This is a genomic window from Treponema berlinense (assembly GCF_052273165.1).
Lineage (GTDB): Bacteria > Spirochaetota > Spirochaetia > Treponematales > Treponemataceae > Treponema_D > Treponema_D berlinense_A.
In genome coordinates this window covers 23,722-45,664 of the sequence record NZ_DAVZIU010000002.1, presented here as the reverse complement: position 1 = coordinate 45,664, position 21,943 = coordinate 23,722, and the positions used below count along the sequence as shown (strand labels likewise).

18 protein-coding genes are annotated in these 21,943 nt (G+C 38.0%); 16 read left to right on the top strand and 2 right to left on the bottom strand.

What is annotated here, in order from left to right; genetic code table 11:
• The first annotated feature begins 5 nt into the window (after positions 1–5).
• The 9 genes from fliR to ACT6XC_RS01360 all read left to right on the top strand — a co-directional run bounded on the left by fliR (position 6) and on the right by ACT6XC_RS01360 (position 11,228).
• Positions 6–818: a flagellar biosynthetic protein FliR gene (gene fliR / locus ACT6XC_RS01400; RefSeq protein WP_443740548.1), complete on the top strand. Its 813-nt coding sequence runs from the start codon at positions 6–8 to the stop codon at positions 816–818.
• Between the two features lie 2 nt (positions 819–820).
• Complete coding sequence (locus tag ACT6XC_RS01395; protein ID WP_443737123.1) at positions 821–1,918, top strand: EscU/YscU/HrcU family type III secretion system export apparatus switch protein; 1,098 nt, start codon at positions 821–823, stop codon at positions 1,916–1,918.
• Between the two features lie 21 nt (positions 1,919–1,939).
• Positions 1,940–4,072, top strand: a complete 2,133-nt coding sequence (locus ACT6XC_RS01390) for a flagellar biosynthesis protein FlhA (RefSeq protein WP_443737122.1) — start codon at positions 1,940–1,942, stop codon at positions 4,070–4,072.
• Positions 4,065–5,273 (top strand): hypothetical protein, encoded by a 1,209-nt coding sequence (locus ACT6XC_RS01385; RefSeq protein ID WP_443740547.1) that lies wholly within the window; start codon positions 4,065–4,067, stop codon positions 5,271–5,273. The genes ACT6XC_RS01390 and ACT6XC_RS01385 overlap by 8 nt, the downstream gene beginning before the upstream one ends.
• Positions 5,274–5,275: 2 nt before the next feature.
• Positions 5,276–6,157: a MinD/ParA family protein gene (locus tag ACT6XC_RS01380; protein WP_443737120.1), complete on the top strand. Its 882-nt coding sequence runs from the start codon at positions 5,276–5,278 to the stop codon at positions 6,155–6,157.
• Positions 6,158–6,258: 101 nt separating this feature from the next.
• The gene (locus tag ACT6XC_RS01375) at positions 6,259–7,086 is read left to right on the top strand and encodes a hypothetical protein (RefSeq protein ID WP_443740546.1); all 828 of its coding nucleotides are present in this window, start codon (positions 6,259–6,261) and stop codon (positions 7,084–7,086) included.
• 23 nt (positions 7,087–7,109) lie between these two features.
• Positions 7,110–7,907 carry an RNA polymerase sigma factor WhiG gene (gene whiG / locus ACT6XC_RS01370; RefSeq protein ID WP_273065187.1) on the top strand — a complete coding sequence of 266 codons (798 nt, stop codon included), beginning with the start codon at positions 7,110–7,112 and terminating at the stop codon, positions 7,905–7,907.
• An 18-nt stretch (positions 7,908–7,925) separates the two neighbouring features.
• Complete coding sequence (locus ACT6XC_RS01365; RefSeq protein WP_443740545.1) at positions 7,926–9,896, top strand: FapA family protein; 1,971 nt, start codon at positions 7,926–7,928, stop codon at positions 9,894–9,896.
• 108 nt (positions 9,897–10,004) lie between these two features.
• Positions 10,005–11,228 (top strand): LL-diaminopimelate aminotransferase, encoded by a 1,224-nt coding sequence (locus ACT6XC_RS01360; RefSeq protein ID WP_443737117.1) that lies wholly within the window; start codon positions 10,005–10,007, stop codon positions 11,226–11,228.
• Between the two features lie 84 nt (positions 11,229–11,312).
• On the opposite strand, the gene ACT6XC_RS01355 is transcribed toward ACT6XC_RS01360, so the two are convergent.
• On the bottom strand, positions 11,313–12,536 hold the full coding sequence (locus tag ACT6XC_RS01355) for a hypothetical protein (protein ID WP_443740544.1): 1,224 nt from the start codon (positions 12,534–12,536) through the stop codon (positions 11,313–11,315).
• 185 nt (positions 12,537–12,721) lie between these two features.
• Between ACT6XC_RS01355 and ACT6XC_RS01350 the strand changes: the two genes are divergently transcribed.
• From ACT6XC_RS01350 to ACT6XC_RS01320, 7 genes are all read left to right on the top strand, one after another.
• A complete protein-coding gene (locus ACT6XC_RS01350; protein WP_443740543.1) occupies positions 12,722–15,100 on the top strand; it encodes a chemotaxis protein CheW in 2,379 nt (792 codons plus the stop codon).
• A gap of 17 nt (positions 15,101–15,117) precedes the next feature.
• Entirely contained in the window at positions 15,118–16,572 is a 1,455-nt protein-coding gene (locus ACT6XC_RS01345; protein WP_443737114.1) for a CheR family methyltransferase, read from the top strand.
• Positions 16,573–16,591: 19 nt separating this feature from the next.
• Entirely contained in the window at positions 16,592–17,074 is a 483-nt protein-coding gene (locus ACT6XC_RS01340) for a chemotaxis protein CheX (protein ID WP_078929897.1), read from the top strand.
• An 18-nt stretch (positions 17,075–17,092) separates the two neighbouring features.
• Entirely contained in the window at positions 17,093–17,527 is a 435-nt protein-coding gene (locus ACT6XC_RS01335; RefSeq protein ID WP_078929899.1) for a response regulator, read from the top strand.
• Positions 17,528–17,549: 22 nt separating this feature from the next.
• Entirely contained in the window at positions 17,550–19,217 is a 1,668-nt protein-coding gene (cimA, locus tag ACT6XC_RS01330) for a citramalate synthase (protein ID WP_443740542.1), read from the top strand.
• Between the two features lie 185 nt (positions 19,218–19,402).
• Positions 19,403–20,269, top strand: coding sequence for a YitT family protein (locus ACT6XC_RS01325; RefSeq protein WP_443740541.1), 867 nt, complete (start codon positions 19,403–19,405; stop codon positions 20,267–20,269).
• Between the two features lie 101 nt (positions 20,270–20,370).
• The gene (locus ACT6XC_RS01320) at positions 20,371–20,577 is read left to right on the top strand and encodes a hypothetical protein (protein WP_443737111.1); all 207 of its coding nucleotides are present in this window, start codon (positions 20,371–20,373) and stop codon (positions 20,575–20,577) included.
• Here the strand turns inward: ACT6XC_RS01320 and ACT6XC_RS01315 are convergent.
• Entirely contained in the window at positions 20,574–21,941 is a 1,368-nt protein-coding gene (locus ACT6XC_RS01315; protein ID WP_443740540.1) for an ATP-grasp domain-containing protein, read from the bottom strand. The two genes, ACT6XC_RS01320 and ACT6XC_RS01315, sit on opposite strands and share 4 nt — an antisense overlap.
• Between the last annotated feature and the right edge of the window lie 2 nt (positions 21,942–21,943).

Here is a 21,943-nt window from a genome sequence, read left to right as displayed (position 1 = left end):
AAAATATGCTTGAGCAGATTGTATGGCAGGCACCTTTTTTTTTGCTTGTGGCAGTCAGGTGTTTTGCCTTGATTATGACAATGCCTCTCTTTTCTATGCGGACAATTTCTCGTATTGCAAAGATTGCTTTGACTGGATATATGGCGTATTTGATTTTTCCTCATATAGATACAAAAATTTATCTTCCGTACATTGCAGAAAATGTCGCTTTTTCGATTGATTATATACTGATTCTTGTTGGAGAAGCTCTGATTGGTGTAATTACCGGCTTTTTTGTAAGCATAATTTTCAGCGCTTTTAGCACAGCGGGACAGTTTTTTGCTTTTCAGATGGGATTTTCAGCTTCCGAAGTTTATGATGCGTTGAGTCAGGTTGAAAATCCTCTTATGGGGCAGTTTTTTAATTTAATAGCAATGCTGATTTTTTTGCAGGAGCATTGGGCGCAACTTCTTTTTGGAAAAGGTCTTGTTGCGAGTTTTCAAACAATGAATGCTATGAATATCGTGATGGCGGCTGGAAGACAGGAGATAATTACATTTTTGCTTTCGTCGCTCACAAGACTTTTTGCTTGCGCTTTTGTAATCGCTTTGCCTATTATGGGAATTCTTCTTCTTGTTTCTATTACGACAGGCATTTTGGGAAAAGCAGCTCCTCAGATGAACCTCCTTTCTGAAGGTTTTCCTGTTTTAATTTTGCTTTCTTTTTTTATAATTATGAGTCTTATGGGCAGTCTTTGCGATTATTTTATTTCGTCATTTGCTAGCGGTTTTTCTGTTTTGGAATCGCTTTTTGCGTTTTTTAGAAGTTCTGGAGGCTAGTAGTGAGTTTTGATGAAATTGACCTTCAGTGGTTTGCAGCAGAAGATGAAGGGCGCACAGAAGATGCGACAGAAACTCGTTTAAGGCGTGAGCGGGAAGAAGGTCGCGTTGCAAAAAGCCAGGAACTTACGAGCGCAATCGTAATGATTATGTGCGTTGTTGCGCTGATTGTTGCGGCTCCTCATTATCTGAGAGTATGTGAGCAAATTCTTGTTTATTATTTTACAAAATGCGCGAATGCTAATATTGAATCTTCACAGTTTTTTGTATTTTTTTTAGTGAATTTTGCAAAAATGGTTCTTCCGCTTGCTTTTTGTGGAGTTATTGCAGGAATTGCTGGAAACCTTATTCAAAACCGGGGTTTTATTTTTTCGCTAAAGCCTATTGAATTTAAGTTTTCAAACATTGTTCCGCGAATTGGTCAGTATTTAAAAAAGACTGTATTCTCGCTTGCAGGTGCCATGAATATCGTAAAATCTCTTGTAAAGATTGCTGCTGTAATCATAACGGCTGTGATCGTTATAAGAATGAATGTGGCGGATATTCTTGCACTTTTAAATACTAGTTCTATAAGAATGGCTTCTGGGCTTATCGGAAAATGCGCGGCTCAGATCCTTGCTTTCTGCTCGATAATTTTTCTTGCAATTTCGATTCCTGATTATTTTATGCAAAAACGTGAATTTTTGGAACGCTTAAAAATGACAAAACAGGAAGTAAAGCAGGAATTTAAAGAAGAGGAAGGAGATCCTGAAGTAAAAGGAAAACTTCAGCAGGCTCAGCGTGAGCTTTTAACCAGAAATCTGCCGAAGGCGGTTGCGGAAAGCGATGTCGTAATTACAAACCCGACCCATTATTCAGTCGCCTTAAAATATGATGCTGCAAAAACAGACCGCCCGATTGTCAATGCAAAAGGTGCGGATTTGACTGCAAAAAGGATACGCGACTTGGCCGATGAAAACGGAATTCCGAGGGTTGAAAACGTTCCTTTGGCGCGCGCACTCTATTCAAATGTTGAAGTTGGTGATATAATTCCTGACACATATATAAAAGCGATTTCAATCGTTTATGCACAAATAAATTATCTCAATAGAAAAAAGTAGTAAGTCAACCAGGGGTGGGGAGTGGCTAACCGTTTAAGCAATTTTTTTAAACAGACGAAAATTTCAAATTCTTTTATCGCATTTGCCGGCGTCCTTATTGTTTTTATGCTGTTAATGCCTGTAAGCGGAGCAGTTCTCGACTTTTTGATGATTGTAAACATTGCGATTTCCATAATCATCTTTCTTGTCGTTTTATATACCCCGAAGGCTTCAAGGTTGTCTTCTTTTCCCCGTGTAGTTCTTTTTGTGACGGTTTTTGGTCTTGCACTCAATGTCTGTTCAACCCGTTATATCCTTACTCATGGACATGTTGGTTTTAAATCTTTTGACGGAGCGATGATAAAATCATTTGCAAACGTTGTAGCAAAAGGTCAGCCTGTTATCGGGTTTATAATATTTTTAATCATCATCATTATTCAGGTTGTTGTAATTACAAAGGGAGCTGGGCGTGTTTCTGAAGTTCAGGCTCGTTTTGCCCTAGATTCCATGAATTCAAAAATGTTTGCTGTTGATTCTGAATTGAATTCTGGTTCAATTACGGACGAACAGGCAAGGCAGAAAAAAGCGGATATTCAGCGTGAATGCGACTTTTATTCTGCAATGGACGGTTCCTCAAAATTTGTAAGCGGAAACGTAAAGGCCGGAATTTTTATTACGCTGATAAACTTGGTTGGTGGCGTTCTTTATGCAATGATAAAAAAGGGTATGGATTTTAGCTCAGCGATTGCAACTTTTCCTCAGCTTACTATTGGCGACGGTCTTTTGAGCCAGCTTCCGTCTCTTTTGATTTCTGTTGCGACTGGTATTCTTGTAACTGGTGGTAATTCTGACGAAGTTTTAGGAGAAGAAATTAAAAAGCAGTTTAATATAAGCAGTTCTGTCTATATGATTTCAGGCGGAATTCTTGCTGCAATGGCTATTGTTTTTCACACAACGCCTCTTCTTGTCGTTATTCTTATCGGCATGGGCGCTTTGCTTATCTTTTTTGGCTATAAAATGCAGAAACAGGAAAAGCTTTCTTTTGCAAAAAAACTGGAAGAAGAAGCGGCAAAAAAAGCAGGAGCTCAATCTTCTCAAAATTCTGAAGAGCTCAGTCCTGTTGTTCCCCTCGATCCTCTCTGCCTTGAACTGGGAGTTGCCTTGCTTGATTTGGTCAATAAAGAAAAAGGCGCAGAACTCCTTGAGAGAATTACGCGAATCCGCCGCGAGGCTGCAATTGACCTTGGTCTTGTAGTTCCTCGAATCAGAATCATCGACAACCTTACTCTCGACCCTCAGGAATACAGTTTTAAAATCCGTGGAATTGAAGCTGGCCGTGGAAAATTAAAAATCGGATATTACATGTGCCTTAATACAGGTTCTGTAATCGAAGAGATAAAAGGCGAACCGACAAGAGATCCAACTTTTGGAATACCAGCAATATGGATTGGTGAAGATCGCCGTCTGGAAGCCGAACGAAACGGTTATTCAGTAATCGATCCTCCTATGATAATTGCAACCCACATGACCGAAATTATCCGCTCTCATGCCGCTGAAATTTTGGGAAGACAGGAAGTCAGCGCGATAATTACAAAAATAAAAGAAACTAATCCTGTTGTCGTTGAAGAAGTTATGGATACATATAAGTATACTTATGGCGAAATCGAAAAAATTCTTCAGGGACTTCTTCGGGAACGTGTGTCTATTCGCAATATTGTTTCGATTTTGGAAACGCTTGCAAACTACGGAAACATGCCGCACAATCCGTTCTTTTTGATTGGAAAAGTCCGTGAGGCGCTTGGACTTCAGATTTGTCTTCAGTATGTGGATCCTAATGATGAGCAGAAAAAACTCAGTGTCATTCAATTGAGCCAGGGATGGGCACAAAAGATTATAGACCATATAGTTTCACAGAATGACGGTTCTGCACCTGTAGTTGCATTTGATCCAGTTGATTCAAGAAATTTCAAAAATGCGGTCAGTTCAAATATTATACCTTTACGGGACAGAAATATTTTGCCTATAATTCTTGCACCAACTCCCGATGTCAGGCAACTTGTTTATCAGCTGATTGAAAGAGATTTTCCAGGAACCGTAGTAGTTCTTTCTGTAGACGAAGTTCTTGCAGCTGGGAATTCAGTAAATCTTGAAATTTTGGGAGAAATAAGTGAATAGCAGCGAATACACACCGACAACTTTGACAATGACTGGAAAATCTGTCGATGAAATAAGAAATAGACTTTGGCAGGAATACGGAAACAACTATCGGATTATTGACCAGCAGACAGTCCTTCAGGGCGGATTTCTTGGTTTTTTTCAGAAAAAAAATTGCATAAAAGTTTCTTTTGTCGTAAAAGACAGGGGACATTCTGAGCAGGAAGATTTTTCGACTGCAAAAGAAAGCATTATAAAAAATTCAAAAATGGATTATTCAAAACTTGTCGTAAAGCAATACAACGAACTTACAGGCATGATGGCGCAGATGAATAGTCAGATTGAAGATTTGAAAATTACTTCTGTCGAAAAAAAACATCCCTCAATCGTAAAAATTGAAAAACTGCTCGAAGACAACGAATTTACTCACGCGTTTATAAATATGATTTCTTCTAAGTTGAAAAATGAATCGACTCTTGAAGATTTAAATGATTTTGAGCAGATTCAGGAAAAAGTGGTCGGCTGGATCGGCCGGTCGATAAAAGTTGCTCCGGAAGTTTATTACAAAATTCCTCATATAATTGTCCTTGTCGGACCGACTGGTCTTGGAAAAACAACGACAATCAGCAAAATGGCGGCAAAACTCATTCTCGATGCAAAAAAGAAGGGCGAGCCTTTGCCGAATGTGCGTCTTATTACGATTGACCATACCCGTGTTGGAGCAGAAGCTCAATTGCGCAAATTCGGTGAACTTATGCATGTTCGCGTTGACAAGGCGGAATCTCCTGTTGATTTAAATGATATAATTCAGGAATGCAAGGACAGCACGGACTATATTTTTATTGACACTTCAGGATTTAGCCCGAACGACTACGATAATATTGCAAAAATGCGGAATATTTTAAATCTTCAGGGATTTTCTCTGGATACTTATCTGGTTGTTGCGGCTTCGACAAAGGCGCGGGATTTAAAGAAAACAATTGAAAATTTTTCACTTTTTAATTTCAATTCAGTTATAATCACAAAATGTGACGAAACGACTTCGTATGGAAATGTTCTGAGCGTTTTGTACGAATCAAACAAGACAATCGCTTATATAACGGACGGTCAGAAAGTTCCGAATGACATAAAAAAAGCTTCTGTCAGAGAGTTTTTATACAGACTTTCAGATTTTACGGTTAGTAAAGTTTATATTGATGACATGTTTCCGGAGGATGAATAATTATGGAAGACCAGGCTGAAGAATTGCGTGAATTGATGGGAAACACGCCTTCATCAACACAGAAAAAGGATGAATCATCATCTCACAAAACTCGAATTATTGCCATTACGAGCGGAAAAGGCGGCGTTGGAAAAACAAATATGGCTGTCAATATGGCGATTGCCTATGCCCAGCTTGGAAAGAAAGTTATTCTTATTGACGGTGACCTTGGCATGGCAAACGTAAACGTTCTCTTGAATGTTGTTCCTCAGTATAATCTTATGCAGGTTATAAACCGTCAGAAAACAATGTCGGAAATAATTCTCGATACGGAAGTTGGAATTAAATTTATTGCCGGAGCAAACGGTTTTTCAAAAATCGCAAATCTTTCTGTTGAAGAACTTGATTATTTTGCAAAGCAATTTGCCCAGCTTGGAAATGCGGATATTATCATAATTGATACAGGAGCTGGAATTGCCAATAACGTTTTGCAGTTTGTTGCAGCGGCAGACGAAGTTTATGTTGTCACAACTCCTGAACCTACGGCAATCACCGACGCTTATGGAATGATAAAAATTATCACTACGGAACTTGGCGAAAGAAATATAAATATAAAACTTTTGGTAAATAGGGTTCACTCCGCAGAAGAAGGAAAGAAAATTTCTGACAGAATAATTACAATTGTCGGACAGTTTTTGAATTACAAGGTTGATTACATCGGCTTTGTTTATGATGATTCGGTTGTTTCTGCGTCTGTAATCCGCCAAAAACCGTTTATGATTGTAAATCCAACTTCAAAACCGGCCCAGTGTATAAAACACATTGTCGGTCGCATTGAAAAAACAGATCTTGGTACAAGCGACGGCGTCTCGAGTTTTCTTAAGAAGTTTCTTAGGAAAAAATAAGTCCAGCAGTTGATGAAAAAAAATCTTGCAGGAATTAACAAAAAGTTTAAAATCTTGACCTTGTGCAATTTTTGTCTTAATCTTTTATAAGGGAGGAGGTAATGATGAACAAAAAAATCATCGGTTTTGTAGCCGTTTGCGGTTTTGTTTTGTCATTTCTTACTGGAATGATTGCAAAAAATCCAGTTCCGGCTATTTTGCTCAGGTCGCTGATTTTTGCAGCAGTTTTTTCAGTTCTTTCGTTTGCAATTTCCTTCCTTTTCTCCAAATTTTTGGCAGATGATTCAAAAGGCGTTTCTTTTGAACCTGATTCTCCGCAGTCTAAGCAACAGAAAACTGGTGACAATGTAAATATCGTGATTACTGACGAAGGTCTTGAAGATGATGAATCCAGTCCGAAATTTTTTGTAGAAAATAACCGTCCTGGTCTTTCTGGAAACGATTCAAAAAAAATTCAGCAGGAAGAAAAAAAACAAGATTCTTCGGATGAAAAATCCTTGGTGGAAGAGAAGCCTTCTTCGGAAATAAAAAATTCTGCTTCTGAAGTAAAAAAAGAAAGTCAAAAGGCTGAATTTGTTTCTGCAGGACTTGAAAATCTCGGAAAAGCCAATTCTGCTCCACAAAATTCCTCGGAAAATTCAATTTTAAAAAAAGATATTCCTTCTAATGTGGGCGATTCTGAAAATAAGGTAAACGCATTTGCCGATGGTTCTTCTATTGAAAATATTGATGAACTGCCGGAAATTGAAGATTTATCAGATGACGTGAAAAATAATTCATCTGGTGATATAATAAATGACAGTGATTTTGCTTCTTCTGGTAGAAATGGTTTTGGCGGAACTGTTTTTTCTGGCGGAACAGAAAGCGGTTCACAAAATGCAGATGTAATGGCGCAGGCTGTTCGGACTCTGCTTGAAAAAGACAAATAAATTAAAAAAAGAGACAGGAAGCTATGGGTACAGAGCAGACGTTGATAATCAACAACAGCGATGAAGATAAACTTTGGGCTGAGTATAAAAAAACAAAATCTTCTCAACTACGCGATAGACTGATTCGACAGTATATGCCGTTGGTGAAATATGTCGCTGGAAAAGTTTCTGTAGGTCTTCCTGCAAGCATGGAATTTGATGACCTTGTTGGCTTTGGTCAGTTTGGACTTCTTGATGCAATCAGTAAATATGATTTGGAAAAGGGTGTAAAATTTAAGACTTATGCTGTTACGAGAATTCGCGGTGCAATTTTTGATGAAATGCGTCAACTTGACTGGGTTCCGCGCTCTGTACGTCAAAAGTCCCGCGAAATTGAAGATACAATCAGCGAACTTGAATCAAAACTCGGTCGTACTGCAACAGATGCAGAAATTGCACAGCAACTGAATCTTTCTGAGGACGAATATCATCAGACTATAATGAAAGTCAGCGCGTCAAGCATTGTTTCCTTAAACGATGTCTGGAGTTCTGGAGACGATAGCGATCATCTTTCAATTGGTGATACAATTGAATCTCCTGCAAGCCTAAATCCCGATGTTCAGGTTGAACGCGAAGAAATCAGAAAAGTTATTGTGCAGGCCATAAACGAACTTCCAGAAAAAGAAAAAATGGTAATAGTTCTTTACTATCATGAGGATTTGACTTTTAAGGAAATTGGACAGGTTCTTGAGGTAAGCGAATCGAGAATTTCTCAGTTGCATACAAAGGCAAATTTGCGATTAAAGGCGAAATTGACTAATTTCCGTAAAGGAATCATCTAATTTAAGGACCTGAAATTTATGGTTACTCTTGAAAAAATCCGCTCAGACCTTGCAGAACTTCAAAAAAAGGATCAGAGCATAAAAAGCGTAGAAGTTCACGCTGATACTCTTGATGAAGCGCTTGCAGATGCAGCTGTTCAACTGAATACAAAAGTTGCGAATCTTGAATACGAAATAAAAGAGAAAGGGTTTGACGGATTTTTTGGAATTGCAAAACGTCCTTGGTTTATAACTGTTTATCAAAATGCGGAAGCGGTATCTAAAAGCGAAAAAATTAAGGATTTTCAGAATGCCAGTTTTATGGACATGGACGAAGAAATTCAGAATTTTGACAAGGATGGAGAGTATTTTGTTCATCGTTTTGGAACAGAGATTTGTCTGAAAGTAAATCTTCCAGTCGGAGAGGGAAAAAGTATCAGTCTTTCGGATGTTATAAACGATATAAAACGCTCTGATACTGTAGATTTTGATGAAAAAATCGTAAAAAAATATACAGAAAAAGGAACAGGTGGAATTTACGAGCCTGTTGGTCATTATTCAAGAAATCCTGCTGGAGATGCGATTTACGTTATTGATATTACAAAAGACGAGTTAAAGGCAACTTGTACGATTACTCCTCCTGCTTTGGGCGGAGCTGATGTCAGTGAAGAGCAGATAAAAACCGCATTAAAAGGGCAGGGCGTTGTTGCTGGAATTTCCGATGAAAAAATCTCCGCACTCGTTGACAGACCGACTTACAATGTTCCTGTTGTCGTTGCGGAAGCCGTATTGCCAGTTGACGGACGCGATGCATATATTGCCTATAACTTTGAAACTGACCGTTCAAAAATCCGTGCAAAAGAGGCTGCAAACGGTCAAGTTGATTTCAAGGAACTCAATCTTATTCAAAACGTTGTCGAAGGTCAGCCACTTGCGCAAAAAATGCTTCCTGAGCGCGGAAAAGCTGGAAAGACACTTTATGGCCGCTATCTTGAAGCAAAAAACGGAAAAGACATCAATTTTCCGCTTGGAAAAAATGTTACACTGGATTCGGACGGAAGAACCATTCTTGCAGCCTGCAACGGACAGGTTCTGCTTATTAACGATAAGATTAACGTCGAGCCGATTATGGAAATCGACGGTGTAAACATCAAGTCTGGAAATGTAACATTCCTCGGAACTGTAATTGTAAACGGAAACGTAGAAGACGGTTACAATGTAAAGGCGAGTGGAAATATCGAAGTAAACGGTGCTGTCGGAGCAAGCAGGCTCGAAAGCGACGGCGATATTATTGTAAGCCAGGGAATTGTTGGCAGAGATGAATGTGAAATTTTGAGTGGCGGTTCGCTTTGGGCAAAATTCGTACAGAATTCAAAAGTTCAGGTTGAAGAAAACGTAATCGTTCAGGATTCGTTGATGAACTGCGAAGTTTCAGCTCAGCATAGAATTATTCTTCAAGGAAAGCGCGCTCAGATTACAGGCGGACATCTTTTTGCAACAGAAACCGTTCTCGCAAAAAACATCGGTTCTGCTGGTGGCGGTACAGAAACCGTAATCGAAGTTGGAATCGATCCACGTGCAAAACATCGTCTTGAAGATTTGCGCGAAATGCAGGAAAAAACTGTAAAAGAAATCGATGAGCTTGAATTGAATATTCAAACATTGGAAAATACAAAAAAAGTCCGCAGGGTTTTGCCAGCTGAAAAAGAAGAAAATTTAAAGAGCTATAAACTCCGCAAAAATGAACTTACTAACGAAAACGATGAGTTCAACAAAGAAATCGAAACGATTTTGGCGCATCTTCGCGAGTTAAAAAACATTGGAAAAGTCTATGCTTCTGGAACTGTCTATGCTGGTGTAAAAATTTTTGTCCGCGACGAAAAAGATGAAGTTCGTGCAAACGTAAAAAGCGTAGTTTTTTATTACTATGAAGGATTTGTACGGCGCGGAAAATACGAAAAACCAGACCTTTCAGATGTAAAGGGGCCTGAAGGTTATTCAAACGGCTAAAAATTTACAAAGCCTGTGTTTTTTTGGGGAAATTATACAATTCAAACATTTTACAGGAATTTTGTTTGGCTTGAAATTAGAATGTTCCTTCGCTAAAATTATTTTATTATGATTAAAAGAAATACAGGTTTTTCAAATCTTACAGCAGGCTATCTTTTTCCAGAGGTAGCTCGTCGTCGCCGTGAATATGCGGCTGGTCATCCAGATGCTAAAATTATCAGTCTTGGAATTGGAAATACAACAGAGCCTCTTTCTCCGCATATTGCAAAGGCAATGTCTGATTATGCTCTTGCTCTTTCAACTTCTGAAGGATATTCCGGTTATGGAGATGAACAGGGAAATTCTGCTCTTCGCTCAAAAATTGCAGAAGTTTTTTATCCAAAAATGGCAGATGCAGGTGAAATTTTTATTTCTGACGGTGCAAAATGTGATATTGCACGCATTCAAACTTTGTTTGGCTCAAAAGTAAAAGTTGCCGTTCAAGACCCTGCTTATCCTGTTTATGTTGACGGTTCGGTTGTCGCTGGTGCTGCCGGAAAAAATAGCGGAAATGGTTACGAAGGAATTTCTTATCTACCATGTACGCCAGAAAACGATTTTTTTCCCGATCTTTCTAAAATTGACAAAAACACTCTAATTTATTTTTGTTCTCCAAATAATCCGACTGGTGCTACTGCAACAAAAGAGCAACTTAAAACACTTGTTGATTTTGCGAACGAAAACGGATGCATCATTATTTATGATGCCGCATATTTTGCTTTTATCCGCGATAAAAATCTTCCAAAAACAATTTACGAAATTCCTGGCGCTAAAACTTGTGCAATTGAAGTAAATTCTTTTTCAAAACCTGCTGGTTTTACAGGAGTTCGCCTAGGCTGGTCTGTTGTTCCAAACGAGTTGAAATTTGAAGACGGTTCAAGCGTGAACAGAGACTGGAACCGCGTAATGACAACTCTTTTTAACGGCGCTTCCAACATTGCTCAGGCTGGTGGTCTTGCTGCTCTCGACGAACAGGGCTTAAAAGATATGACTACACAGGTTGACTATTATTTGGAAAACGGACGTCTTATAAAAAATGTTCTCGAAGGAGAAAATTTCAAATCTTCTGGCGTTGTTGCTTATTTTACAGGAAATGGTCCTTATGTCTGGGCAAAATTCCCGGGAAAAGCAAGCTGGGATGTTTTTGATAAAATTTTGGATGAATGTCACGTTGTAACGACTCCAGGCTCTGGCTTTGGACCTGCTGGAGAAAGTTTTATAAGATTTAGTTCTTTTGGACATCGTGCGGATATTGAAGAAGCCTGCAAAAGACTTTCGCTTTTAAAACTCTAAAACAAAGACTTTAAAACTAAAAATGCACCTTAAAAATTGAACGGATAAAGTTAAGTTTTGGAAGGTGCATTGTTTAGTTCGTTTTTAAAAATAAGACTTATAGCCTAAAGTAAAGTTTATGTTTTGTTTCCATTTGCCTGCTGGAAACTCGCTTAATTTCGCCTGGAACATGAGGCTTAAATCTCCAGTGAGAACAGGAATCACAAGGTAAGGGCTTGTTTTTACAGAACAGGTATCTTTGTAAAAATCTTTTAGGTTTGGCAAATCTTTTAAATATCGTTCTTCGTAGCTAAACGACGTGCTGAATCCGAATTTTATGTTTTTGTTGCGGATAAAAAAGTTTTCTGTAAAAATATTTACGTTGAATCCCAAATTTCCGTCCGCAAATTCCATTTTTTCGTTTTGACCAGCAGGAATATTAAAGAAAGAAATGTGCAACTGCGAATTTTTTAAATGAAACCGCGGTTCAACCAGTAAAAAAATCTGTTCGTCAGAAATTTCAATCTTTCCATTGCTCTTTTTTACAGGAAGCGAAGAAAATCCTGCCTGAAGGAAAAGCGAGCTTGTGTAGTAATTTCCGATAAGAAGATTCATTCCTGAATGAAGATAAACTTCGTCGACAAGAAGAATTACGTCGTTATCGTTTTTGTCTTTGTTTTTTGAAGGAAGACCGATTCCTCCTAAAAAGTCCAATGTAAGGTATTTGCGTACGGTTGCAAAACGAAAATCGAGGTTGAACTGTCTCAGGCTGTCTGGATTGTCGTTGTTTTTGTAAAAATATCCGGCAAATGCCATCGGTCTTGAGTTCAGCCGGATTGAATACGAAAGTCCGAAACCGTTTATTGAATATGGAGAAGCGCACTTGTTGCCGTAAAAACTGTCTGTAATAAAACTGTTGATCGCCGAAATTCCAAATTGCTGCGATAAAAACTGATTTGCGCCTAAAGTAGTGTATGTTCCTTTAAAAATGCTGAAAAACTGGGTTGCTCCTAAAAAATTTTTTACGTATGTAAGCGAAAGCTCATCAAAGCAAAAGACTGCACGGGTGTCTTCAGTCAGTTTTGTGTCGATTACGTCGTCTGTCGAAATGCTCATTTCGGTGTTGAAAAATAAATTTTCTGAAAAATTGAACTGTCCCTGGAAAAATCCTGTCAAATTCATTATCGGATCGAAAAATTCGGAATCTTCCTTTGATTTTAAGTCGCCCTTCAAACCTCCGTAACCGTTGAATGAAGCGGCAGCAGAGAGCGCTGTCAATGTAAAAATAAAGGCGATAGCAGTTGATGACAGTTTTTTTATCATTTTCATAGCTTTTTCTCCGTCAGTTATAATCGTACCTTTTCTTATCGGCATAAAAAAGTTTGAACTTTAATAAAAAACGAAAATTATCCTCAGAAAAATATGTGGCTTTATTCATTTTTTATTTTATAAAACATCTTGTTAATAAAATTTTATTGCTTGACTTTGAGATGTTAAAGGTTAAAATATTAGTTATGAGTGATTTTCTTGACGCTAACAACGAAGAACTGCTAAAAGATTATTTTTCTGAAGCTGAACTCATGGTTGACAATCTTGAGAGCAATATTCTTGCAATCGAGAATGATCCGGCAAATCATGATGCTATAGATGAAATTTTCCGTGCAGCACATACATTAAAGGGTAATTCTGCGACAGTTGAATTTACAGAAATTTCTACATTTGCTCACAAAATGGAAGACCTTCTTGATGAAGTTCGTTCAGACCGTGTGCAGGTTACGGAAGATGTTGTAGATACTCTTCTAAATTCTCTTGATATTATAAAAGCTATGCTTGAAGCTCGCCAGAATGGTTCTGTTTATGCCGAAAGTGTAGAAGAAATTTCAAATAAAATAAAATCGTTTATTCCTGAAAAGCCTGGAAAGGGCAAAAAGTCTTCACTGGCTCCAAAAACTGTGTCAGCGCCTGTTCAGAGTGTTCCTGTGGCGTCGGATTCTGTTTCAAAAATTGTTGATATGTCAGAATTTGAATTGCTTGAACTAAAACAGAGTTGCCAGCCAGGTCAGAAACTTTGGTCGATAAGTGTTGTTTTCGATGAAAATAATCCTATGAATAGCGTAGGCGGAATTCAGGTTTTTGCAGCTTTAAAAGCCTGCGGTACTGTTTTAAAGACTGTTCCTGACTTTGAAGCGCTTTATGAGGATGAATTCCATAAAGACGTTATTTATTATGTTGCATCTTCAAATTCACAGGAGCAGCTCGAGGATATTGCTTTTCTCGATGATGTAACTTTGAGCGTTGATGCTCAGTGCCTTGAAAATGCAGTTGCAAAAGAATCGTCTGTACAACTAGGACAAAAAGAAGAAAAAACTGCTCAAGTTCAGCCTGCGGCAGAAACTCCAAAACAAGAAGAAAAGGTTTCTTCAGTGCAGATGGCGGAAAATTCTCCTGTTCAACCAGCAAAGGCCTCTCCTTCAACAAAAGCGGCTCCTGCTTCAGGACATGCTCAGCAGAGTTCAATTTTGCGTGTTGATTCTAAGCGCATTGATACTTTAATGAATCTTGTTTCTGAAACCGTAATTACAAAGGCTTCGTTTAACCAAAGCGCACAACAGCAGTCGGATATGCTTGTTCAGTTCCAGACTCTTGATTCTGCATTCAGAGAAAAGATCCGCAAAATGTTTGAACAACTTCCGCAGTATCTGGAAGAAATTCAAAACGGAGTTCCTGTAAAAGACATAAGAAATAATATCATGCAGGAATATGGTGAAATTCCTGAATATTTTGCTTCTTTTGAAGCTAAGTTTAAGGATTTAAATACAAAGTTCCATTCTGCAACCCAAAATCTTGGACGTATTGCTGGAGAATTGCAGGAAGGCGTAATGAAAATCCGAATGGTTCCTATCAGTCAGATTTTTGACCGTTTTCCTCGCGTTGTTCGCGATTTGCAGAAGGATCTAGGTAAAAAAGTAAACCTTCAGATTGAAGGTGAAGAAACAGAACTGGACAAGACTGTTATTGACGATCTTATGGATCCTATCATGCACTGTGTTCGTAATTCTGTTGACCACGGAATAGAATCTCCAGAAGAGCGAAAGGCTTTAGGAAAGAGCGAAACTGGTACTGTTCTGTTAAAAGCTGCGAACGAAGGAAACATGATCATCATCGATATTGTTGATGACGGCAGCGGAATCGATGCGGAAAAAGTACGGAAAAAGGCCGTAGAAAAAGGACTTATTCATCCAAATAAAGTTCTTTCGGAACAAGAAGCTGCGAATCTTATATTTTTGCCAGGGTTTTCGACAGCAGACAAAATTACAAATGTTTCTGGTCGTGGCGTAGGTCTTGATGTTGTAAAGACAATGATCGATAAATTGAATGGAACTGTAAACGTAACAACAGAAAAAGGTCGCGGTTCAAAATTCTCAATCAGACTTCCGCTTACACTTGCGATTATTCAAGGTCTTCTTGTGCGTGTTGGAAGAGAAGTTTATTCAATTCCTATTGCATCCGTTATTGAAAGCCATCGCATTAAACGTGGCGAAATTAATACAATCGACAATTATGAGGTTTTGAATGTCCGCAACGAAGTAATTTCTGTTCTTCGTCTTAGCAGGCTCTTTAACATCCGCAATACCGAAGATGGTGAATATTGTTTTGTTGTAATTGTTGGTACTCAAGACAAAAAAATCGGTATTATGGTTGACGCCTTGATTGGTGAAGAAGATGTGGTTATAAAACCTTTGCGTGATCAGTTTACGCAGTCTCCGGGAATTGCAGGCGCTTCTATTCTTGGTGATGGTTCTGTTTCTCTTATTATCGATGTAAGCCAGCTTCTTGAGCTTGGAGTGCGTCAGGAAATTGAAGCCCGCTCTGAATATGGGGCTATTGAATAAGGCAAAAGAGGTTTATCATGGCTAACGAAAATATTCAGAATCAGACAGAAACAAAAAATATCAATACTGCTCTTGCCCAGAATCTTGGCGCTTATGCAAGTATTGTGCCTGAAGCAGAACGGGAATCTGCAGAAAGAAAAGAAAAACTTGCTCAGATTGACTATAAAATGGTAACTTTTTCGCTCGCTGGAAAAGACTATGCAATTGATATTATGAAAATAAAGGAAATTGCAAAGGCTGGACGTTTTACCTATGTGCCGAATACATTGCCTTTTGTTCTTGGAGTTTACAATCTTCGTGGCGATATTATTCCTATTGTCGATTTGAGGCTTTTTTTCAATATCGAAGTTCCTGAAAGAAAAGAAGATTCTTTGGAAAATATGCTTATCTGTTCGATTGGCGAGCAGACATTTGGAATTGTTGTAGATGTAATTGACAAAGTTGTCGGAATTCAAAAAGCAACAATTCAGCCACCTCATCCTCTTTTTGGCGATATAAACATAAAATACATTCAGGGAGTTGTTGAAGTAAACAACAGACTTTATATTCTTCTTGATATAGAAAGAATTTTTGGTTCTAAGACAGAAGCTCAGGCAATCGAAGAGGAAAATGTCCGTGTTAATATGGCGCACAACGCAAAAGTTGCCGTAAAATCTTCTGCAGAAAAAGAATTTGTAAATTCCGAAAACCAAAAAACTTCTGTTTCTGTGGCAGAATCTAAGGTTGAAAAGCACTCTGGCGATGAACTTAAGTTTATTGCTGAATCTTTATCTCAGATGAGAAAATTTACGGCTTCTGCTATAAACGAACCTTGGCTTAAAGCTCGTTTTGATGCATGGCAGAAAGAACGCTCTCAGGATAAAATTCAACTTTCTACAGCGGAAGATGCGGATGCTTTCTTAAAAAGTTTTTATTCTCCTTGTTCAGGTACTTGGTGGACAAAAGAATATGCCGATTCAATTTTTAAGGTTTTACCAGACAATGCTGCAAAACAGATTACTGTTTGGAATCCTGGCTGTGGAAAAGGAATGGAAACTTATTCGCTTGCCTGCATCTTAAAAAAGCGCTATCCAGAAGCTAAGATTAGAATTTATGCGCATGATATTGATTTACTCAATGTTTCAAATGCTCCGTTAATCAGCGTTCCTGCCGAAATCGCAAACGGTTGGTATGCTCCTTATCTTACGAACAAGGCTAATTCTGATTTCACTTTTACAACTGATATAAAAAATAGTATTATGTTTGAGTATCATGACTGTGCAAATACAAATTCTTTGCCTGTATGTGATATTATATTTGCTAGGGATTTGATTTCATTCTTGCCATTGGCTTCTCAAAAAGTTCTCGAAACTGATTTTGATGAAAAGCTTAAGGGCAATGGCGTTATTATTCTTGGTCAAAACGAAACTCTGGAGGGAGTGGGCAAGTGGCTTGCTCATAAAGACGGAACTGTAACCTTTTTTACAAAATAAATAAAATTGGGAGAATTTTATGAGAGTAGAATATATCAACCCATTCGTTGAAACTTCATTTCAGATTTTAAAAGAAGTTCTTGGTGGTGCAGATGTAAAACGCGGTGACTTATATTTGAAGTCGACCGCAATGCCAGTTATGGGAGTTGCCGCTTTGGTCGGTCTTGCTGGAGATGTTGAAGGACGTGTTCTGTTTGATATGTCTTACGAAACAGCATTGAACATCGCTTCAAAAATGAACGGAGAAACACTTGCTACTTTTGATGATTTGGCAAAGGCTACAATCAGCGAACTTGCAAACCTTATTACTGCCCAGGCAGTAACAAAACTTCATGAATTGGGATTTAAGTTCGACTTGACACCTCCAGCTCTCTTTGCTGGAGAAAAAATGGAAATTGCTGCATTGGGTGGACAGACAGACAGTGTTGAAGCGCTGATTGTTCCTCTTATTACAGAATGTGGCAAAGTAGAAATTAACGTTGCAATTCGCGAACGTATGTAGAATTGAGGAGGCAGCAACATGAAAACTAAACAGGATTTCCCATCAATCAATGAGCGTCCGCCAGAAGGCGTAAGAGTTGACGGTACAAAAATTCGTGTGCTTATCGTTGACGACTCAATCTTCGTTGCAAAACAGCTTGGACAGATTCTTACATCTGAAGGTTATGAAATCGTAGCTACTGCTGTTGATGGAAAAGACGGTGTTGATAAGTATAAGGAACTTTGTCCAAACGTAGATCTTGTTACAATGGATATTACAATGCCACGTATGGACGGTATTACAGCCTTGGAACAGATTATGGCTTTTGATAAAAACGCAAAGGTTGTAATGGTTTCGGCTCTTGGAAAAGAGGAACTTGTAAAAAAATCTCTTTTGCTTGGAGCAAAAAACTATATTGTAAAACCGCTTGACCGTAAGAAGGTTCTTGAGCGTATTGGTGCGGCTGTAAAATAAGCGCACTTGTTTTGTGCCAAAAATGTTGAAAAACTTTGAAATCCTGGTTCTTGAAGAATCAGGATTTTTTTTGCATAATAGCGTTATGACAGATAAAAAAAAGATTTCGATTTTAGATTCAACATTGCGTGATGGTTCGCAGGGAGAAGGTATAAGTTATTCGGTTCAGGATAAGATAAACATTGTCTTGGCTTTGGATGAACTCGGAGTAACTTTTATTGAAGCTGGAAATCCTGGAAGCAATCCTAAAGATATGGAGTTTTTTATAGAAGCAAAAAAATTGCAGCTTAAAAATTCTAAAATCGTAGCTTTTGGTTCTACAAGACGCAGGGATTTGTCTTGTGCAGAAGATGTTAATTTGCAGAGCCTTTTATCTGCCGATACGGAATATGTCTGCATTTTTGGAAAAACTTGGGATTTTCAGGTGACCGATATTCTTCATGCAACTCTTGACGAAAATATAGAGATGATTCGGGATACAGTTGCGTATTTAAAATCAAAAGACAAAAAAGTAATTTTTGATGCCGAACATTTTTTTACTGGTTACAAGGTAAATCCAGAATATGCATTAAAATCGCTTGAAGCTGCTGTTGAAGGCGGAGCCGTTTGTCTTTCACTCTGCGAAACAAAAGGTGGCGCAATGCCGTCAGAATGTAAAAATGCGGTTGAAGCCGTAGTAAGTCGTTTTGGCTCAAAGGTTGAGGTGGGAATTCATACTCACAATGACTGCGGACTTGCTGTTGCAAATTCTTTGATTGCTGTTGAAACCGGCGCTTCTCATGTTCAGGGAGTTCTTCTTGGATTTGGAGAGCGGACTGGTAATGCAAATCTTTCTACGATTATTGCCGATTTGCAGTTAAAACTTGGATTTGAATGTGTTCCTCCGGAAAATATGAAGCTTTTGACTCCAATTTGTAAGAGAATTGCAGAAATTACAAATATTGCTCTTGAACCAGGAATGCCTTTTGTAGGTTCGAGCGCTTTTGCTCATAAAGCAGGAATGCATATTGACGCAGTTATAAAAAATCCTTTTGCATACGAACATATTGAGCCAGAAACTGTCGGAAACGAGAGGGTTTTCTTGATGAGTGAAGTTGCCGGAAAGAGCATGATTGTTGAAAAAGTGCAGAAATTTGACAAATCACTTACAAAAAATAGTCCTGTTGTTGCCGAAATCGTAAAACGTGTTAAAGACCTTGAGCACGAAGGCTATCAGTTTGAAGGTGCCGATGCAAGTTTTGAAATTCTTGTGCGGAAAGCAATGGGAAAATATCAGCCGTTCTTTAATCTCCATTATTATAAAACAAGCGGTGAATTTCCGAGGTTTTCTGACGATCAGAGCGCTTTTGCCCAGGTAAAACTTGATGTTGAAAGTACTGCAGTAATTACTGCTGGAGAAGGTGACGGACCTGTAAATGCAATGGATACTGCTTTGCGAAAAGCCTTGGTTCAGTTTTATCCAGCTGTGGCAAAAATTCATCTTACCGACTACAAGGTTCGTGTGCTTGATGGAAAAGAAGCAACTGCAAGCGCTGTTCGCGTTCTTATTGAATCTAGCGACGGAGAAAATTCATGGAGCACGATGGGCGTTGCAAGCGACGTAATCGAAGCTTCTTATATTGCCCTTGTAGATTCGTTTGAATATAAGCTTATAAAAGATTTGGAGCGAAAATATTCAAGAATAATTTAAGTTTAATAAAAAATCAAAAGGATGAAAGTCGAAAGCAGTTTTTTCTCTGTTTTCGGCTTTTTTTATTTTACAGAGTTTCTGTCATTTGTAAAAAAACGTGTTTTAATGTATAATAAATGCAACTTTCTAACAGAAAATCTAAACAAATTTCTAAATGAGGATTTTTTCTTTTTTGGAGTAAGGCGATGTCCGTTTTTTTTCGCGATTTAAAACGCTTTTTGCTTGTTGCTTTTGGCGGTTTTTTGATGGCTCTGAACATTGTCATTTTTGTTCAGTCTGCTGATTTGTTTCCTGGCGGTTTGACGGGGATCACCTTGCTTTTGCAGAATATTTTCTTAAAATATTTTAATATTCACCTTCCGTATTCGATTACGGTCTATGCTTTTAATCTTATTCCAGTTTGGATTGGTTTTAAATTCATCGGAAAACGATTTACTTTTTTTAGCGTGGTGATGATTTTTATTTCCGGTCTTTTTACGGATATTCTTTCTAGTTTTGACTGGCTCCATCTTACTGACGATATTCTTTTATGCACGATTTTTGGAGGAATCTTAAATGCGGTTTCTGTTGTTCTCTGCCTTTTTGCGGAAAGTTCCTCTGGTGGAACCGATTTTATTGCAATTTATATTTCAGAAAAAACGGGACGGTCTGCTTGGAATCTTATTTTTGGTTTTAACTGCATCGTTCTTTTTTTCGCAGGAATCCTTGTTGGCTGGGATAAAGCTCTTTATTCAATAATTTTTCAGTACGCTTCAAGTCAGGTTACGACTTTGCTTTACAAAAAATATTCAAAAATCACGCTTTTAATTATCACTGACAAAAGTGATGAAATTTATGCTACAATAAAAAATTTAACGAATCATGGTGCTACTGTTTTTGAAGGAAGAGGTGAATATTCTGGAAAAACTCACAAAATGGTTTATACGGTAGTTTCAGCGGCGGAAAGCGGAAGCCTGGAAAAGCATCTGCGCACTGTCGATCCAAATGCTTTTATAAACGTAATCGAATCAAAAGATATTTTGGGCAGGTTTTTTAAAAGACAGCCAGACTGATTTGTTTGTAATTTTTTTATTTTGCGAAAAACTGTCTTAAAAATTGCGATTTTTTTGAGTTCATTTTTGATTTTTACCTTTATCTTCTTTATAATAAAAATATGACACAGACTTTGGATTTTGATAATTGGACTGGCTACGATGACTGGCTGATTCAAAATTACGATAAATACGGAATAACTTTTGTAGGCGAAAAAGACGGAAAAATTCACGCAGAGTTTATGGACAAGGACGCGTGGAACGAAACTGCAAAAAAAATTGAAGCTGAAGAAGCTGCTTCTGAGCAGACAAAAACTGAAAATACCTAAATTTTTTTAACAAGTTCAAGGGCGTTTTCAAAAAAAACTTTTTCTGTTTTTTGTGGCAGAACTTCGGCAAGTTCTTTTATGTCCTGACTTAGATTTTCTTTTGCTGGAGAAGTTAAAATTACTTCGCAATAGCCTTTTTCGCGTTCCTGTTTTGCCACAAGGTTTTCTGTTTGGTAGACTTGTTTTACAAAGCTTTTTTTAGAAAGCTCATTCATTTCCTCTTCTGTTAAAAGCGGGAATTTTATGTTTAGGACGAAATTTTCTTTTTGTTCGTTTTTGTTTTGAATTCCTGCGGTCTTTAAGAGCCGTTCAAAAATTGTTATATTTTGCATTGCCGCATAGCTTGCTGTCATTCCCGAAAGTCTTGGATTTATTTCGATTACAAACCATTTTTTTTGAGCGAATACAAGGTCGACCTGGGTGATTCCTTCAAAATCAAGCGACTCTGCTATTTTTTTTAGAATTTTATTTAATTCTTCTATTTTGTATTCAGAATTTGTTAGAGGTCCGAGTTTTACGCTCTGTTTTGGAGAGGTGATTCCATACTTGTTTACGCTGAAAATCATTGGTGGCAAAATTTTATGTAAAAAGCAGCCGTTGTTTTTTTTAGGCTGAATAGATTTTGAAAGAATTGATTCAATTTCGGTTCCGAACTGATCTCCTTTTATAAATTCTTCGACTATTCTGTCAGAGGTAAATTTTTTTGACCTTAACCAGTCGTGAACCTGTGAAAAATTCTCTAAAACGTCCATTCCGTAACTGCTAAAACCTGTCGTATCTTTTATTACGACTGGAAAGTTGAGCTTTTTGATTTCTGAGAGGAGGGCTGTCTTGTAAACGTTGCTTTTTACGGTTTTACGATTTCCTGCATTTATAAAAAGCGCATGGTTTATGTACAAGGCTTTTGGCGTATTGATTTTTAGCTGGAGGAGTTTTTGATGAGTTTGCCATTTATCAAAGCAGGTAAGCGCGGTTTTTACGCTGTGGCAGACTGTTTTTATTCCTTTTTGCCGTAAAAAATCTGCAACGAGGGCGTCTTTCGCAGTGAGCCAGTCGAATGGTGTTACGAAAAATGTAGCTGCGATTGCAATTTCGGGGTTTAGAGAATATAAAAAATCTGCAATTTCTGCCTCGTTGTCGCTTTTTATGATTTCGTATTGGACGTTATTCGCTTTTTGAAAATTTTCGCTGCCACTCATGTCCAAAAGAAACATTCCAGGAAGTTGTGTTGCAACTATAAAACTGTGTTCTAGAAAAGATTTTGCAAGTAATTCCAGCTGTTGTGCGGAAGAAGGAAAATTTTTTACTACAGCTGTTTTTGGTTCAAAAATATTTGAAGAAGTTGAATAAAGAAGAATACGCATTG

Coding starts and splice junctions, on each gene's coding strand:
- fliR (WP_443740548.1), top strand. CDS start 6: ATGCTTGAGCAGATTGTATGGCAGGCACCTTTTTTTTTGCTTGTGGCA.
- ACT6XC_RS01380 (WP_443737120.1), top strand. CDS start 5,276: ATGGAAGACCAGGCTGAAGAATTGCGTGAATTGATGGGAAACACGCCT.
- ACT6XC_RS01375 (WP_443740546.1), top strand. CDS start 6,259: ATGATGAACAAAAAAATCATCGGTTTTGTAGCCGTTTGCGGTTTTGTT.
- whiG (WP_273065187.1), top strand. CDS start 7,110: ATGGGTACAGAGCAGACGTTGATAATCAACAACAGCGATGAAGATAAA.
- ACT6XC_RS01365 (WP_443740545.1), top strand. CDS start 7,926: ATGGTTACTCTTGAAAAAATCCGCTCAGACCTTGCAGAACTTCAAAAA.
- ACT6XC_RS01360 (WP_443737117.1), top strand. CDS start 10,005: ATGATTAAAAGAAATACAGGTTTTTCAAATCTTACAGCAGGCTATCTT.
- ACT6XC_RS01355 (WP_443740544.1), bottom strand. CDS start 12,536: ATGAAAATGATAAAAAAACTGTCATCAACTGCTATCGCCTTTATTTTT.
- ACT6XC_RS01350 (WP_443740543.1), top strand. CDS start 12,722: ATGAGTGATTTTCTTGACGCTAACAACGAAGAACTGCTAAAAGATTAT.
- ACT6XC_RS01345 (WP_443737114.1), top strand. CDS start 15,118: ATGGCTAACGAAAATATTCAGAATCAGACAGAAACAAAAAATATCAAT.
- ACT6XC_RS01340 (WP_078929897.1), top strand. CDS start 16,592: ATGAGAGTAGAATATATCAACCCATTCGTTGAAACTTCATTTCAGATT.
- ACT6XC_RS01335 (WP_078929899.1), top strand. CDS start 17,093: ATGAAAACTAAACAGGATTTCCCATCAATCAATGAGCGTCCGCCAGAA.
- cimA (WP_443740542.1), top strand. CDS start 17,550: ATGTTGAAAAACTTTGAAATCCTGGTTCTTGAAGAATCAGGATTTTTT.
- ACT6XC_RS01325 (WP_443740541.1), top strand. CDS start 19,403: ATGTCCGTTTTTTTTCGCGATTTAAAACGCTTTTTGCTTGTTGCTTTT.
- ACT6XC_RS01320 (WP_443737111.1), top strand. CDS start 20,371: ATGACACAGACTTTGGATTTTGATAATTGGACTGGCTACGATGACTGG.
- ACT6XC_RS01315 (WP_443740540.1), bottom strand. CDS start 21,941: ATGCGTATTCTTCTTTATTCAACTTCTTCAAATATTTTTGAACCAAAA.